Source organism: Thermomonas mangrovi (assembly GCF_028201335.1).
Taxonomy (GTDB): Bacteria; Pseudomonadota; Gammaproteobacteria; order Xanthomonadales; family Xanthomonadaceae; genus Thermomonas; species Thermomonas mangrovi.
Window position 1 is genome coordinate 199,412 of sequence record NZ_JAPEVV010000003.1, and the last position, 15,765, is coordinate 215,176.

The following is a 15,765-nucleotide window of genomic DNA, read 5'->3' on the forward strand; positions in this document are numbered from 1 at the left end:
CGCACGGGGGTGCGCGATGCCGCCGCGGGGCGCGGCGCAACGGTCAGGCGATCGGCGGTCGATCCGGTTGGTGGCGCGGCGGCGACGGATGCGGGGCGATGCGCGCGACCGCAGGCGGCAAGGCGAGCGCGAGCGGCGCCAGCACCGGGGGCATCGGCCACAACGCGACGGCGAGGGCCGTGCACGGGCAGGGACAGCCCGCGGCGTCGCAGGCGCCGGACGTGCAGCAGTCGCCATCGCCCTGGCGATGGTCGCCGGCAGGCGGCATCGGCATCGCGGGCGTCGCATCGGCCATCGCCGCCTGGTGGCAGGGCGGCAGGGATGCGTCGGCCGCGGCCTCCTGCACGGCAACGGCGGTCATCGCCGGCATCGCCATGCGCACGCCCGCCACCGCGCTACCGATCCCGTTCAGGACCAGCAGCAGGGACAGCAGCAGGCGGAAGGCGAGGCCGGTGCGGCGCATGGGCCTACTCTACTGCGCGGGCGATCGCGGCAGGTGAACCCGTGGCGCGCTCAACACGACGCCGACCCGCAGGGCATCGGCACCAGCAGCGCGCGCAGGCGGTCGTCGCCGCGGCGCCCGGTCGGGAAATCGAAACTGCCCTCGCCGGCCTTGATCATCGCGTTCACCACCGGGCCCATGCCGTCGTAGTGCGGCGCCTTGCCGCGGATGAAGAACAACGAGGCCGGCTTGCCGGTGTCCTTGGGCAGGACGATGCCGCAGGGGAAATGCTGCGTGTTGGCCATCTCCGGCTGCTTCGGCGGCACCACGCGCATCGCCGCGCAGCTGCCCGGGCCCAGCAGGTAGCGGTCCTCGGCATCCTCGAAGGCTTCCAGGTAATCGCCGGGCTGGAGGGTGAAGGTCGCCGCCTTCTCCTGGTACGACCAGGCCTCCTGCAGCCGATACGTGGTCCCGCCCTCCACCGGCTGCAGGCGCTTGGGATTGACGCTCCCCGCGTGGGCGCAGGTGGCGGCGGCGAGCAGGATGCAGGGCAGGAGCAAACGGCGCATGGCGGGCAGCGGGCAAGGAACAGGCGCGAGTGTAGGCAAACCCCGCGCCGCCTACACCTGCTTGGATTTCCAGCGCCCGCGGCTGAACAGCCACAGGGTGAACAGGCCGACCGCGGTCTCCGACACGAACACCGCCCAGAACACGCCGGTGTGGCCGAGCTGCAGGTGCAGCGCCAGCCACCAGGCCAGCGGGATCTGGATCAGCCAGAAGAACACCACGTTGATCCAGGTCGGGGTGACGGTGTCGCCGGCGCCGTTGAAGGCCTGCACGCTGACCATCCACCAGCCGTACACGAACAGCGAGTACGACAGGATCCGCAGCCACTCGGCACCGACCGCGACCACCCGCGGATCGTCGCTGAACACCCCGACCAGCTCGCGCGGCAGCAGGAGGAACAGCAGCGCGATGGCGACCAGGTAGGCCATGTTGTAGCGGCCGATCTGCCACACCGACGCCTCGGCACGCTCCGGCTGCTGCGCGCCCAGGTTCTGCCCCACCAGCGTGGCGGCGGCATTCGACATGCCCCACGCCGGCATCATCGTGAACATCATCACGCGAATGGCAATCGTGGCGCCGGCCACCGCCTCGCTGCCGATGCTGGCGAGGATCCGCATCAGGAAGATCCACGAGGTCATCGCCACGATCATCTGGCCGACGCCGCCCAGCGAGGTGCGCACGATCTGCCAGGCGATCCCGGCGCGCCACGCCAGTTGCGCCGCGGTCACCCGGATGTGCTGGCCGCCGCGGAACAGGATCCACAGCTGCATCAGCACGCCGACGCCGCGGCCGATGTTGGTGGCGATCGCCGCGCCTTCCACGCCGAACGCCGGCACCGGGCCCCAGCCGAAGATGAGCAGCGGGTCGAGCAGGATGTTCAGGCCGTTCGCCACCCACAGCACGCGCATCGCGATGGCCGCGTCGCCGGCGCCGCGGAAGATCGCGTTGATCACGAACAGCAGCAGGATCACCACGTTGCCGCCGAGCATCCACTGCATGTAGCCGACACCGTGCTCGAGCGTCCACGCATCCGCGCCCATCAGCGCCAGCAATTCGCGCGCCCACACGATGCCGGCGATCGCGAACGGCACCGAGGCCAGCACCGCCACCCACAGCGCCTGCGCCGCGGTCACCGAGGCCGCCTCGCGCTCGCCTTCGCCGACGCGCCGCGCGACCAGCGCGGTGATGCCCATCGCCAGGCCCATCGCGATCGAATAGAGCAGGAACAGGTAGCTCTCGGTCAGGCCGACGGTCGCGACCGCCGAGGGCCCCAGCTTGGCGACGAAGAAGATGTCGACCACCGCGAAGGTCGATTCCAGCACCAGCTCCAGCACCATCGGCACCGCCAGCAGGAACACCGCGCGGCGCAGCGGGATGCGGGTGTAGTCGGCATTGGTGCCGCGGATCGCGTCGCGCAGCCCCTGCCACAGCGAGTCGGGCGGCGCGGCGGCGGGCGTGTCGGGCGGGGTGGCGTGCATGTGCTGGATCCTCTCGGCTGTCCCCCGATGACGAATGGCGGGGGGCGGGATCGACAGTACCGCAGCCGCATGACGGGCAATGACTCAGGGCGCGGCGGACACCCGCCAGATCCGGTCGCCGACGTCGTCGGCCACCAGCAGGCTGCCGTCCGTCGCCACCGCCACGCCGACCGGGCGTCCGCGGGCTCGGCCCTCGCGATCGACGAAGCCGCCCAGCACGTCGACCGGCGTTCCCTGCGGGCGTCCATCGGCGAAGCGCACGAACACCACCACGTAGCCCGCAAGCGCGCGCCGGTTCCACGAACCGTGCAAGCCGATGAAGGCGCCCTCGGTGAAGCCCGGCAAGCGGGCGCCCTGCGCGAAGGCCAGGCCGAGCGGCGCGACATGCGAACCCAAGGCGTAGTCGGGCACCTGCGCCCGCGCCACCAGGTCGGGGCGCTGCGGTTGCACGCGCGGGTCGAGATGGCGGCCGTAATAGCTGTAGGGCCAGCCGTAGAACGCGTCCTCGCGCACCGAGGTCAGGTAGTCGGGTACCAGCGCATCGCCCAGCTCATCGCGCTCGTTCACCACCGTCCACAGCGCCCCGCCGTGGGGTTCCCATGCCAGACCCACCGGATTGCGAAGCCCGGACGCGAACACCCGCCGCGCGCCGTCCGCGATGCGGATCTCGTGGATGGCCGCGCGCTCCGCCTCTTCGGCCATGCCGTGTTCGGCCGCATTGCTGTTGGAGCCCACGCCCACGTACAGGCGGCTGCCATCCGCGCTGGCGAGCAGGCTCTTGGTCCAGTGATGGTTGCGCGGCCCGCCGGGAAGCGTCGCCAGTTGCACCGGCCGCGCCTGCACCACGGTCATGCCCGGCCGGAACGGCACGCTGACCACGGCATCGGCGTTGGCGACATACAGGCGCTCGCCGACCAGGGCCATGCCGAACGGCGAATGCAGCCCGGACAACAGCACCGAGCGTGTCTCGGCAACGCCATCGCGGTCGGCATCCCTGAGCAGGGTGATGCGATCCGCGCTGGGTACGCCGGCACCCGCGCGGCCCATCACCACCTTCATCGCCCAGGCACGCAGCCCGGTTTCGGCGGGCTTCGGCGGGGCATTCGATTCGGCCACCAGCACATCGCCATTCGGCAGCACCAGCAACCAACGCGGATGCGACAGGCCGCTGGCGAAGGCGTTCACGGCCAGACCCGGCGCCGCCGTGGGCGCTTCATCCGCGGCCCAGCCGGTGGCCGGGGCGATGTTCACGGTCGGGACCAGGCGCTTGCCCGCCGGTGCCGGCAACTCCGGGTCGGCACCGGTCTGCCGCAGTTCGGTCGGCGTGACCGTGGTGCCGCATCCTGCCAACAGCGCGGCGAGGAGCGCGCACGAGGACGTCGGGATGGTGCGTGACATGGCGGCCTCGTCGCGCCTGGAAGAGGCGGCCACGCTAGGCGGCCGGCGGTCGCCTAGCGTGAACTGGCGAATCCCGGCCTCGATTGTGGTGCCTGCCACCACAGCTGGCCCGTGCCGCCTGATAGGACCAAAGTCCTATACCCCCCGTTTCAGGGCGAGTCGACACTCTGTGGATAACTCATGTCGCCCGATCGGCGGGCAAAGGCAAAGCCGTGGCACGACTCCGGAACGCTGGCTCTTGGTGCGTGGCCTTGTCCGCGCTGGCATTGGCCATCGGGTGCACGCGCGCGCCCGAGGCGGGCAACGCGCCGGCGGCAGGGGCCCCTGCCGCCACGCCCGCCGCCCCGGCTGCGGAAGCCCCCGCGCCGTCGCCGCTCGATGCCGCCAAGAAGGGTCCGCTGGTGCCGGTCACCGCCGAGAACTTCACCCGTGCCGAGACCGATCTGTTCTTCGGGCTGTCGGCGCTGAAGGACGGCGCGTTCGGCAAGTTCCTGCACCGGCGCAACGTGATGGGCGTCGACGACCAGTTCGTGGTGCGCGGCAACCGCGACACGCTCTACTCGGTCGCGGTGTTCGACCTCGATGCAGGTCCGGTCACCATCACCATGCCCGACCCGGGTCAGCGCTTCCAGGCGCTGCAGATCATCGACCAGGACCAGTACGTCCCGAACGTCTTCTATGGCAAGGGTTCGCACACGCTGACCCGCGAAGGGATCGGCACGCGCTACGTGGGCGCGGCCGTGCGCACGCTGGCCGACCCGAACGATCCGGAAGACCTGAAGCAGGCCACCGCCCTGCAGGATGCCATCGTGGTGAAGCAGGACCAGGTGGGCACCTTCGAGATCCCCAACTGGGATCCGGTGAGCCAGAAGAAGATCCGCGACGCGCTGCTTACCCTGTCCGAGTCCCTGCCCGACACCCGGCGCGCCTTCGGACCGCGCGGCACGGTCGATCCGGTGCGGTTCCTGATCGCGTCGGCTTCGGCGTGGGGCGGCAATCCGGACAAGGACGCGCTGTACCTGAACTTCACGCCGGCGAAGAACGACGGCAAGACCGTCTACCGACTGTCGGTCAAGGACGTGCCGGTCGACGGTTTCTGGTCGATCAGCGTGTACAACGCGGAAGGCTACTACGCCAAGAACGAGTACAACGCCTACACGCTCAACAACCTGACCGCGAAGAAGGCCGAGGACGGCACCATCGACGTGCAGTTCGGCGGCTGCGACGGCAAGATCCCCAACTGCCTGCCGATCACCCAGGGCTGGAACTACATGGTGCGGTTGTACCGGTCGCGTCCGGAGATTCTGAACGGCACATGGAAGTTCCCCGAAGCGCAACCGGCGCCGTGATGCCCTCGCTCCCGGCGCCAGCAGGCGCCGGGGGTTCCATGCCCCGCCAGGAGTACACCGAATGAACGGGATGTCGTCCCGCATCCGCGGCATGTTGGTCGCCGCATTGCTTCCGCTGGCGCTGTCCGGCGCGGCGCTCGCCGCCACCGGTACCGCGTCCACGTCGCCGGCCTCCGCCGTCGATGCCCGCGATCTTGCCGATGCCTACGCCTACCTGCTCGGTCGCGCCATCGTTCTGCGGCAGGAGCAAACAGACCTGCGGGAACCGGGCGTCGCGTACAACACGATCAAGTACAACCCGGCCGGCAAGGCCGACTTCGTGAACCCCAACCTCGACGTGGCCTATCTCGAGGCCTGGATCGCGGTGGACGCGGACACGCCCGCGCTACTGGAGATCCCGCGCGTCGAAGGCCGCTACTACGTGGCGCAGATCCTCGACGAATGGGGCGAGGTCATCACCAACATCAACGAGCGCAACTACCCGAACCACCCGTACGGGAAGTTCGCGCTGGTGGCGCCGGGCTCGCGCGCCGCGATCCCCGCGGACAGCGTGCGGATCGAGCTGCATTCCAACAAGGCCAAGATGCTGGGCCGCGTCGAGCTCAAGGGCGACAATGCCGGCGCCGTGGCGTTGCAGCGGCAGTTCAAGTTGTCGTCGCTGGGCCAGCCGAAGGTGCGGGCATCCGCACCGCCGCTGGCATTCGACAATAAGTCGCTGGCCGGCATGGAGATCTTCGACCACGCCGACGAGATCATCGACAGCGCGCTCGACGTGTCGCCGATCGCGCCGCAGATGCAGGCGCGCGCGCGCCACTACCAGCAGATCGCCCGCGACCCGGCCCAACGCGCGGCGCTGGCGCAAGTGCTGCGCGACCAGGTCGTGCCCGCGTTCCTCAATTTCGCCGTCACCGGTTCGGGTCGCTACCAGAACAACTGGCTCGCCACCATCGGCACCGGCACCTACGGCAGCGACTACCGCAAGCGCACCGCGGCCAACCTGGTCGGCCTGTGGGCAAACACCAACGAGGAAGTCGTCTACTTCGTGGTGACCAAGGACGCCGACGGCCAGCCGCTCAATGGCGACAACGCCTACGTGCTGAAGTTCGCCCCGGACGAACGCCCTGAGGCGATGGTGAATGCGTACTGGTCGATCATCCTGGTCGACGTCCCGGACTACCGGGTCGTGCCCAATCCGATGAATCGCTTCAACTTCAACAGCTATTCCGGCCTGAAGAGCGCCCCGGATGGTTCGCTGAGCCTGCTCTTCGCCGACGCGCCGAACGCCTCGCTGGCACCCGAGTCCAACTGGCTACCGGCGCCCAAGGGCAAGGGCTTCTCCCTGACCTTGCGCATGTACGTGCCCAAGCAGGCCGTGCTGGACGGCAAGTGGTTCCCGCCGGCGCTGCAGCGCGTGGGTTCCGCGACCCACTAAGCGACCAAGCGATGGCCGCGCGTACGGGGCGGGCGCCCCAGGCGCCCCGGTGCGATTCGCACCGGGGTGCAGTCCGGCCCTGAACCCGCGGCCCGCTTCTCGGCAGGCATACGCCCACCGGCGTCGCTGCGCAGTTCCGCCAGCCGCTCGCCGGCCTCGCCTCTGCCCAGCGTGGTCGCCGCCGCCTATCATCGCCGCCATGGACGATGTCGCCACCTTCCTCCGCGACCGGATCGGGTTGGCCGCGCCGGTCGATGTCGCGGTCACCCGCGGCGCGGTCGAGGCCTGCGACGGCTACGACCGCGAACGGATCGAATACCCCTGCCTGGAGGGCGATCCGATCCCCGCCTTCCTGTTCACCCCGCACGGGCGCGCGGCGCGCGGCGGCGTGGTCGCCTTCCACCAGCACAACGGCGAGTTCCACTTCGGCAAGAGCGAGGTCGCCGGGCTGGTCGGCGATCCCTGCCAGGCCTTCGGCCCGGCGCTGGCGCGCGCGGGGCTGGTGGTCCTCGCCCCGGACAGCATCAGCTTCGAGGACCGGCGCGCCGGCGTGCGCGGCGTCGAATCCGACCCGCACGACTGGCTGCAGCACTACAACGCGATGAGCTATCGCCTGCTGCAGGGCGACCTGCTCATGCGCAAATGCCTGGACGATGCGCAGCGCGCGCTTGGCGTGCTGCTGCAGCTGGGCGGCGTCGATCCGCGACGCGTGGGCGTGGCCGGCCACTCGTACGGCGGCACCACCGCGCTGTACCACGCCGCGCTGGATCCCCGTTGCCGCTTCGCCGCCATCAGCGGCGCGGTCTGCAGCCTGGCCACGCGCCAGCGCGAAGGCACCGGCATCCTGTTGTTCGAAGCCGTGCCCCGGCTGGCCCGCGACCTCGACCACCACGACCTGCTGGCGGCCATCGGCCCGCGCCCGGCGCTGGTGGTGTCGGGCACGCAGGACAAGTATTCGCGCGATGCCGATGCGGTGGTGGCGCGGGTCGCGGGCGACTTCATCACTGCCCTGCGCGTCGACCGCGGGCATGCGCTGGACCCGGAACGCTTCGATGCGATCGTCGGCTGGATCGTGGCGCAGGCGCGAGGCGAGTCGACCACGCAGTAGCGGCATGCGTGCGGTCGCAATTCACCGCACGCGCACCCGACCGCATGACGCCCTTCGCGAAGCTGAAGGGAATTTTCCCGGTGGGCAACGCAAGCGGCGATGGGATACTCGCGCGCATCGCCCTCTTCCGTGCACCTCGGGGAACCCTTTGATCCAGCGCCGTGTCCTGGCCTTCGTGGCCCTCGCCAGCCTTCCATTCGGCGCCATCGCCGCCAGCCAGCAACCGCCACCGGAATACGCCAGCCATGTCGCCGCGATGCGCAAGGCGGATGCCATCAAGGACCCGCTGCAGCGTTGCCTCGCCTATCCGGACCTGCCCGGCAATACCTGGACGCCAGGCGTCGCGCAGGCGCGCTGCACGATGTTCCTGTCGCCATTGCCGTACACCCTCGACGACATCGCCAGCCTGCTCGAGAAGGACGGGGGCGCCGCCACGCTGGATGCCACCTTCCGGCAATTGCTGGAGGCGCACTACACCGTGCCCGCCAAGCGCGAACAGATCACGCGCCTGCTCGACGTCTTCAGCGACCGCGACCGCGCCAAGGCCGAACGCACCGCACGCCGCTGGACCGCGGTCGCGCCCGACAGCGAATTCGCGCAGGCGGCGCTGGGACACGCGCTCGAACGTTTGGGCTGGGATGCGCGCGGCACCAAGTACGCACGCGACACCCCGGACGCCAACCTGGAGAAGATGACGGCCTACTTCCTCAAGGCGGCCGAGGCCTACACCCTTGCGCTCGACAAGAATCCGCGCCTGCTGCCGGCATGCCTGGGCCTGATGTCGATCGGCAGGCAGAGTTCGAGCGAGATCCAGTCGCTCGCGACCCAGCGCTGCCTGCAGGCGGACCCGACCTCGTACTTCGTCCTCGACGAGATGATGACCGCCGCCGAGCCGCGCTGGGGTGGGTCCGACGCCGCGATGCGCAGCGTCGCCGCCTACGCGATGACGCGCGTGGAGCAGAACCCGGTCCTGAACATCCTGCAGTTCCACCATGCCTTCTACGCGATCGAGCGCATGGACGACGGCGACCAGCAGGCGATCGAGGTGCTGGAGCCTGCCGCCCTGCAGGTGCCGAACGCCGCCTTCGCGCGGCTGGTCGGCGGCGCCTACCTGCGCAAGAACGAGACCTGGAAGGCACTGGCCTACCTGTCGCAGTCGCTGCGCTTCAGCCCCGACCAGGCACAGGAGTCGCGGTTCCGCGCCCTCGCGTTGCGTGAGCTGGGCGAGACCGCCTGGGCGCGCGCCGACGCCGAACGCGCGGTCGCGCTGGCGCCTGCCAACGGGCGTGCGCAGCAGCAACTCGGCCAGATCCTGCGCGAGCTGAAGCAAGCCGAGGCGTCACTGCCGCATTTCCGCAAGGCGATGGACGACGCGGCCACCCGGGAGGACGCCAGCAACGACTATTGCGGCACCCTGCTCGAGCTGAAGCGCGGCAACGAGGCCGGCGCCTGCCTCGACACAATGCTCGCGGAATTTCCCGAAAACCCGGAAGCCTGGCGGCAGCGGCTTTATCTCGTCGGCCTGTACGCACCGCAGTCGAAGCAAGCGCTGGAGAATTTCCTGCGCTTGCAGGATCCGCGGCGGTGGAACTACCACGCCAAGGCGGCAGAGAGGCTGCGCGGCATCCAGCAGGCGCGTTTCGGTGAAGGCGCAAGCGCGCCGGACTTCGACACGCGGGTGAGGCTGGCGAAGGAACAGGAGGGCACCTTCGCGGGTTGGGCCTACTACCAACGGATCCGCGCCGCGCCGCGCGCTGGCGGGATGGCCGAGGCGATCTCGGCCTGCCAGGGCAATCGCGCCACGGCCGTGGTTCCTCAATTCACCCTCGTGCTCGATGTCCTGCCGGATGGGACGACGCGCAACATCGACGTCCGCCCCGCCAACGCATGGACCGCCTGCATGGCCAAGCAGGCCGGCAAGCAGATCCGCCTGCCCGCGCCGCCCGAGGTCGCCGAGGCGCCGGGCTATCCGCTGCTATTCGAGGTGAAGTTGCAGCCCTGAGGCGTGGCGATGGGGTAATGGGAATGGCGAAGCAGGCCTGCTTCATCGCGCCGCTTTCCCAATCGGCTCACCCGCCCGCGCAGGCGCCGGGGCGCGCGGGCGTCGCCAGCACGCGCGCGAAGAACGGCAGCACCGCGGTCTCGAAGCGCTGGCGCAGGTGGTCGATGTGGGTGCCCGCGAAGGCCTCGTACGCATGCGCGACGCCGGCCTGCTGCAAGGCCTGCGAGAACGCCGCGGCGCCTGCGGTGACGTTGGGGATTTCGTCCTGCAGGCCCGCGTCCAGCGCGATGCTGCACAAGCGCCGGTAGGGCGCGGGGTCGCGGCGCAGGCCCTCCAGCGGCATGTGCGCCCGCCATGCCTGCGCGACGGCGGGCACCTCGCGCACTCGCCCATCGGGGCCGGCCACGAACGGCAGCGGCGGCGTGGCGGCATCGGCATCGGCATCGGCAGGCGCGAACGCCATCGCCATCGCACGCAGCAATCCCCCCGGCGCCTGTCGCCAACGCGCGCCACCGGGTGCGAGGTCGCCGACCAGGCCCAGGCAGCACGGACTGGTCGCATACACGTGGCCGAAGGTGTCGGGATGGCGACCGGCCAGCGCCAGCGCGCCGAAGCCGCCCATCGACTGCCCCGCCAGGCCGCGGCTTTCGCGCGTCGGCAAGGTGCGGAAGCGGGCATCGACGAAGGCGACCAGCTCCCCGGCGATCGCCTGCTCCCAGCGCCCGAACGCCGCGGAGTCCACGTAGAAGCTCCCGCCGAGGGCGTTGTCGGCCATCGGCATCACCACGATGTAGGCCGCGTCGTCGGCGACGGCGTCCAGCGCGACCCGCAGGTCCATGCCCTGGTAGGTGCCGTCCAGCCATTCGCGCGGATCGGAGGTGGCGCCATGCAGCAGGTACACCACCGGATAGCGCCGCGCGGGATCGCGGTCATAGCTGGCGGGCAGGTAGATCGTGACCCGGCGCTCGGCGGTGTCGCCGATGCGGTTGCCCTCCAGCGCCTGCAGGCGCAGCGTTTCCACCACGATGCGGCCCTGCGCGGCGAAGGCCGGTGCGCACTGGGCCATGAGGCAAAGCAGCAGGGCGAGGAGTCGGGTCATCGGGGTGTGCAGCGTGCGTGCTGCGGCGGGACTGTGGGGGGCGACGTGCAGTTTCCAGCAAGATTTTTTACGGGATTCTTGTCTCGCCCTATTTGAAAGCATTTCGCTGGTTGAGAGACTGCTTTCGGCCAGAAGCGGACATCAATTGTGAATGCCGTGATCTCCGCATGGCACCGCCTCGACCTGCAACGTCGCATGCTCGATCCCGAACCGCTCCTCCAGCATGGCGGATAGCTCCCGGCGCAGTTGCTCGCCAGTGGTCTTGGCATCGTCACCCACGACGTGCACCGTCACTACCGCCTCCTTCGAGCCCAGCGCCCAGGCGTGTAGGTCATGTACTGCTACAACGCCTGGGAACTCGGTGAGCGCCTTGCGGACAGCCTCCAGGTCCAGCCCGTCCGGCACGCCCTGCATGAGGATGTTCCCGGATTGCCGCATCAGGCTCCACGTGCGTGGTAGCACCCAGAGTCCGATCAACACCGCGACGATCGGGTCAACGATGGTCCAGCCCGTGAACTTGATCGCCAACGCGCCGGTAATCACGCCCACCGACCCCAGCATGTCTGCCCAGACCTCCAGGTAGGCGCCCTTGACGTTCAGGCTCTCGCCGGCGCCCGCTTTGAGGAGGCGCATCGAGATCAGGTTGACGACCAGGCCCAAGCTGGCCACCACCAGCATCCCGGTGGAAGCGACTTCTGGTGGCTGCTGGAAGCGGCCAACCGCCTCCCACAGGATGTAACCGGCGACGACGAACAGCAGCCCGCCGTTGATCATTGCGCCGATGGCCTCCATCCGGGCGTAGCCGTAGGTCCGCTTCGCATCGGCTGGTCGCTTGCTCATCCATACCGCGAACAGCGAGATCCCCAGCGCGAGCACGTCGGTGCCCATGTGGGCGGCGTCGGAGAGCAGCGCCAGACTATTGGTGACGAGCGCGCCGATGACTTCGGCGACGAGGAACGCGAATGTCAGCCCGAGGGCGATCCAAAGGGGCTTCTCGTAGCGGATCTCGCCGCCGCCGTGGTCGTGTCCTGCACCCATCCTGTTCTCCTTACTCTGGCGTGGCGCACTTCGGCGCCGGTTGTTCCGGGGTACGCAAGCCGCGCCAAGCCATGCCCAGCACTCGCCACGCGGAGCTCAGGAACAGCACGAGCAGCAGGCTGGCGACCACCAGGTCCGGCCAGCCACCCTTGAAGAGCCACACCCCGAGCGCGGCAGCGAGGACCGCCAGCCCCTCGAACATGTCGTTGCGGGAGCACTCCCACGCAGACGCGAGGTTGATGTCGCTATGCCGTAGCGGTGTCAGCAGCCACAGGCAGATGCCGTTGAGCCCTAGATTCAGGAGTGCGGCCACGCCCATGGTCTCGAACAGCGGAACGGCTGGGTTCCGGATCCGCCAGACGATCTGTGCCCCAACCGCCAAGGCGGCAGCGAGGATCAGCAGTCCCTTGAACAGCGCGACCCTCGCCTTCGCCTTGAAGCCTGCACCGATCACCAGCAGGCTCAGCAGGTAGGTCAATGCGTCGCCCAGGTTGTCGAGCGTTCCGGAGAGCAGCGCCGAGGATCGGCTGAGGTACGCGGCGGCAACCATCATCGCGCAGCTGCCGATGTTGATTAGCATGACGATCAGCAGGACTCGGCGTTGCCGGGCCTGCATTGCGGCCAGTTCGACCGTCCCGCCGCAGTTGCAGCAATCAGACACTGGCAGTCTCCAGTCCAGTCCGCCTCACGCGATGCAGCCGACGATAAAGCGCCGGAAGTACCAGCAGCGTGAGCAGGGTCGAGGAGATGATGCCGCCGATCACCACGGTCGCCAGCGGGCGTTGCACCTCCGAACCCGCGCCCACGTTGAACGCCATCGGGATGAACCCCAGCGAGGCCACCAGTGCGGTCATCAGCACGGGCCGCAGGCGCCCCAGGGCACCATCCACCACAGCCTCATCGAGAGGATCGCCCTGTTCGCGCAGCTTGCGGATGAAGGCAATCATCACTAGCCCGTTGAGCACGGCCACGCCGGACAACGCGATGAAGCCGATTCCTGCCGAGATCGACAGCGGGATACCGCGCGCTGCAAGCGCGATGACGCCGCCCGTGAGCGCCAGCGGGACGCCGGTGAACACGATGACCGCATCCTTCATCGAGCCGAACGCCCAGAACAGCAGGGCGAGGATGAGCGCCAGCGTGACCGGCACCACCACCGCCAGGCGCTGGCTGGCAGAGATCAGTTGCTCGAACGTGCCGCCGTAGTCGATCCAGTAGCCGGGGGGCACCTCGACCTCCGCATCGATCTTGGTGCGCAGTTCCTGGACGAAGCCGCCGAGGTCGCGGCCGCGCACGTTCGCGGTCACCACCACGCGCCGCTTGCCGTTCTCGCGATTGACCTGGTTCGGTCCCAGTGTCATTTCCAGCTTGGCGACTTCCCGCAGCGGCACAGTGCCCGGGGGCGGTGCGGCGCTTCCCACGGTCCCGCTGGATAGATCCGCAGTGGCGCTGGCGGCTGGGTTCAGGGTGATCGGCAGGTCCTCAAGGGCGGCGGGATCCTGGCGGATCGCCTCCGGCAGGCGCACGACGATATCGAAGCGCCGATCCCCCTCGAAGAGTTGGCCCGCGGTCTCGCCACCCACCGCCGTGGCCAGTGTTTCCTGGACCACGCCCGGGTTGAGGCCATAGCCGGCCAGCGCCTGTCGATCCGGGACGATGCTGAGCATGGGCAAGCCGGTGGCCTGCTCGATCTTCACATCGGCGGCTCCTGCCACGCCCTTGGCGACGGCCTCGATCTGGGTGCCCACCTCGACGAGTGTGTCCAGGTCGTCGCCGTAGAGCTTGATCGCAACGTCCGCACGAACGCCTGAGATCAGCTCGTTCATGCGCATCTGGATCGGCTGGGTGAACTCGTAGTTGTTGCCCGGGATCTGCCTGAGGGCGCGCTCGATCTCGGCCACCAGCGTGTCGCGTGACTTGCGTGGGTCGGGCCATTGGGCGCGCGGCTTGAGCATGACGAAGGTGTCGGTGACCGACGGTGGCATGGGGTCGGTCGCCACCTCAGCGGTGCCGATCTTGCCGAACACGCGCTCGACCTCCGGAAACTGCATGATCCGCCGCTCCAGCGTGGCCTGCATGTCCACCGCCTGATCCAGGCCCGTGCCGGGGATGCGCAGGGCATGGACCGCCAGGTCGCCTTCATCCAGGTTCGGGATGAACTCGGTGCCCAAGCGCGTGGCCAGCAGGCCGGTCAGGACGACCAGCGCCGCAGCACCCGCAAACACCAAGCTGCTGCGCTTGAGCGACCAGGCCAGCAGCGGCACGTAGCGCCCGCGCACCCAGGCCATGACCCGGTTCTCCTTCTCGTCCACCTTGCCGCCCAGGAACACGGCGATGGCGGCCGGCACGAAGGTGATCGACAGCAGCATGGCACCGGTGAGCGCCAGCACGACCGTGATCGCCATCGGGTGGAACATCTTCCCCTCGACGCCGGTGAGCGCGAAGATCGGGAGATACACCGCCGCGATGATCCCAAGCCCGAACAGGCTGGGACGGATGACCTCGGCGGTCGCCGAGGCGGTCGCATCGAATCGCTCTTCCGGCGACAGCACGCGCCCGAGGCGGTGTTGCAGCTCACCGAAGCGGCGCAGGCAGTTCTCGATGATGATCACGGCGCCGTCCACGATCAGCCCGAAATCCAGCGCGCCCAGGCTCATCAGGTTGCCGGACACACCGCCGCGCACCATGCCGAACACCGTGAACAGCATCGACAAGGGAATCACGGCGGCGGTGATCAGGGCCGCCCGGAAGTTGCCGAGCAAAGCGAACAGCACGGCGATCACCAACAGCGCGCCTTCGATCAGGTTCTTCGCCACCGTCCGGATGGTGCGGTCGACGAGCGCCGTGCGGTCGTACACCGCGTTCGCCTTCACGCCCTTGGGCAGGCTCTTGTTGGCTTCCTCCAGCTTCGCCGCCGATGCCTGCGCGACGGTGCGGCTATTGGATCCCACCAGCATGAACACCGTGCCCAGGACGACTTCTTCGCCGTTCTGCGTGGCTGCACCCGTGCGCAGCTCCGGTCCTTCACCGACGCCGGCAACGTCGCGTACGCGGATCGGCACGCCCTCGCGACGGTCGAGGATGATGTCGCGAATCTCGTCGAGGCCGGTGACCTGGCCCGGCACGCGGACGAGGAACTGCTGGCCGTTGCGCTCGATGTAGCCGGCGCCCATGTTCTGGTTGTTGGCCGCGACCGCCTGGACCACGTCCTCCAGGGTGAAGCCCAGCGTGCGCAGGCGGGCAGGATCCGGCGTGATGTGGATCTGCCGGGCATAGCCGCCGATGGTGTTGACCTCGGTCACGCCGGTGACGTTGCGTAGTTGCGGACGGATCACCCAGTCCTGCAGCGTGCGCAGGTCGGTCGAGTTCCAAGGCGTGCCGTCAGGCTTGCGAGCGCCCGGCTTGGCCTCAACGGTGTACATGAAGATCTCGCCGAGGCCGGTGGCAATCGGCCCCATCTCCGGTTCAATCCCCGCCGGCAACTGCGACTTCACCTGCTGCAGGCGTTCCGCCACCTGCTGGCGGGCGAAATACAGGTCGGTGCCGTCCTTGAACGCCACGGTGACTTGCGACAGACCGTAGCGGGAAATGGAGCGGCTGTAGTCCAGCCCTGGGATCCCCGCCATGGCCGTCTCCACCGGCCATGTGATGCGCTGCTCGGCCTCCAGCGGCGAGTACCCGGGTGCGGCAGTGTTGACCTGCACCTGCACGTTGGTGATGTCGGGGGTGGCGTCGATGGGCAGCTTGGTGAAGCTCCAGGCACCGAGCGCGACCAGGGCCAGGGTCAGTGCAAGCATCAGCCATCGGTGCGCGATGGCGAAGCGGATGATCCTCTCCAGCATGCCGGTATCG

Annotated in this window: 12 protein-coding genes; 4 read left to right on the forward strand and 8 right to left on the reverse strand. The window is 69.0% G+C overall.

From position 1 onward, the window contains the following. Positions 1-43 precede the first annotated feature (43 nt). The 4 genes from ON759_RS07485 to ON759_RS07500 form a co-directional block, all read right to left on the reverse strand. Positions 44-463: a CopL family metal-binding regulatory protein gene (locus tag ON759_RS07485; RefSeq protein WP_271679742.1), complete on the reverse strand. Its 420-nt coding sequence runs from the start codon at positions 461-463 to the stop codon at positions 44-46. Between the two features lie 50 nt (positions 464-513). Next, entirely contained in the window at positions 514-1,011 is a 498-nt protein-coding gene (locus ON759_RS07490; protein WP_271679743.1) for a hypothetical protein, read from the reverse strand. A gap of 51 nt (positions 1,012-1,062) precedes the next feature. Further along, complete coding sequence (locus ON759_RS07495) at positions 1,063-2,487, reverse strand: MATE family efflux transporter (protein ID WP_271679744.1); 1,425 nt, start codon at positions 2,485-2,487, stop codon at positions 1,063-1,065. A gap of 84 nt (positions 2,488-2,571) precedes the next feature. Beyond that, entirely contained in the window at positions 2,572-3,885 is a 1,314-nt protein-coding gene (locus ON759_RS07500) for a PQQ-dependent sugar dehydrogenase (protein ID WP_271679745.1), read from the reverse strand. Positions 3,886-4,130: 245 nt separating this feature from the next. Here ON759_RS07500 and ON759_RS07505 point away from each other — a divergent pair, with 245 nt between their 5' ends. The 4 genes from ON759_RS07505 to ON759_RS07520 all read left to right on the forward strand — a co-directional run bounded on the left by ON759_RS07505 (position 4,131) and on the right by ON759_RS07520 (position 9,776). After that, positions 4,131-5,234 carry a DUF1254 domain-containing protein gene (locus ON759_RS07505; RefSeq protein ID WP_271679746.1) on the forward strand — a complete coding sequence of 368 codons (1,104 nt, stop codon included), beginning with the start codon at positions 4,131-4,133 and terminating at the stop codon, positions 5,232-5,234. Positions 5,235-5,304: 70 nt separating this feature from the next. After that, positions 5,305-6,666 carry a DUF1214 domain-containing protein gene (locus tag ON759_RS07510; RefSeq protein ID WP_271679747.1) on the forward strand — a complete coding sequence of 454 codons (1,362 nt, stop codon included), beginning with the start codon at positions 5,305-5,307 and terminating at the stop codon, positions 6,664-6,666. A 199-nt stretch (positions 6,667-6,865) separates the two neighbouring features. Next, complete coding sequence (locus tag ON759_RS07515) at positions 6,866-7,774, forward strand: prolyl oligopeptidase family serine peptidase (protein WP_271679748.1); 909 nt, start codon at positions 6,866-6,868, stop codon at positions 7,772-7,774. 148 nt (positions 7,775-7,922) lie between these two features. After that, positions 7,923-9,776, forward strand: coding sequence for a tetratricopeptide repeat protein (locus ON759_RS07520; protein ID WP_271679749.1), 1,854 nt, complete (start codon positions 7,923-7,925; stop codon positions 9,774-9,776). Positions 9,777-9,843: 67 nt separating this feature from the next. On the opposite strand, the gene ON759_RS07525 is transcribed toward ON759_RS07520, so the two are convergent. From ON759_RS07525 to ON759_RS07540, 4 genes are all read right to left on the reverse strand, one after another. Then, positions 9,844-10,875, reverse strand: coding sequence for an alpha/beta hydrolase (locus ON759_RS07525; RefSeq protein ID WP_271679750.1), 1,032 nt, complete (start codon positions 10,873-10,875; stop codon positions 9,844-9,846). Between the two features lie 141 nt (positions 10,876-11,016). Continuing rightward, the gene (locus ON759_RS07530) at positions 11,017-11,913 is read right to left on the reverse strand and encodes a cation diffusion facilitator family transporter (protein WP_271679751.1); all 897 of its coding nucleotides are present in this window, start codon (positions 11,911-11,913) and stop codon (positions 11,017-11,019) included. 10 nt (positions 11,914-11,923) lie between these two features. Continuing rightward, on the reverse strand, positions 11,924-12,529 hold the full coding sequence (locus tag ON759_RS07535) for a cation efflux transmembrane domain-containing protein (RefSeq protein WP_271679842.1): 606 nt from the start codon (positions 12,527-12,529) through the stop codon (positions 11,924-11,926). A gap of 37 nt (positions 12,530-12,566) precedes the next feature. Next, entirely contained in the window at positions 12,567-15,755 is a 3,189-nt protein-coding gene (locus ON759_RS07540) for an efflux RND transporter permease subunit (RefSeq protein ID WP_271679752.1), read from the reverse strand. Positions 15,756-15,765: the final 10 nt, after the last annotated feature.

Bases quoted from the DNA above. Each gene is read 5' to 3' on its own strand.
- ON759_RS07485 (WP_271679742.1), bottom strand. From the start codon at position 463: ATGCGCCGCACCGGCCTCGCCTTCCGCCTGCTGCTGTCCCTGCTGCTG.
- ON759_RS07490 (WP_271679743.1), bottom strand. From the start codon at position 1,011: ATGCGCCGTTTGCTCCTGCCCTGCATCCTGCTCGCCGCCGCCACCTGC.
- ON759_RS07495 (WP_271679744.1), bottom strand. From the start codon at position 2,487: ATGCACGCCACCCCGCCCGACACGCCCGCCGCCGCGCCGCCCGACTCG.
- ON759_RS07500 (WP_271679745.1), bottom strand. From the start codon at position 3,885: ATGTCACGCACCATCCCGACGTCCTCGTGCGCGCTCCTCGCCGCGCTG.
- ON759_RS07510 (WP_271679747.1), top strand. From the start codon at position 5,305: ATGTCGTCCCGCATCCGCGGCATGTTGGTCGCCGCATTGCTTCCGCTG.
- ON759_RS07515 (WP_271679748.1), top strand. From the start codon at position 6,866: ATGGACGATGTCGCCACCTTCCTCCGCGACCGGATCGGGTTGGCCGCG.
- ON759_RS07525 (WP_271679750.1), bottom strand. From the start codon at position 10,875: ATGACCCGACTCCTCGCCCTGCTGCTTTGCCTCATGGCCCAGTGCGCA.
- ON759_RS07530 (WP_271679751.1), bottom strand. From the start codon at position 11,913: ATGGGTGCAGGACACGACCACGGCGGCGGCGAGATCCGCTACGAGAAG.
- ON759_RS07535 (WP_271679842.1), bottom strand. From the start codon at position 12,529: ATGCAGGCCCGGCAACGCCGAGTCCTGCTGATCGTCATGCTAATCAAC.
- ON759_RS07540 (WP_271679752.1), bottom strand. From the start codon at position 15,755: ATGCTGGAGAGGATCATCCGCTTCGCCATCGCGCACCGATGGCTGATG.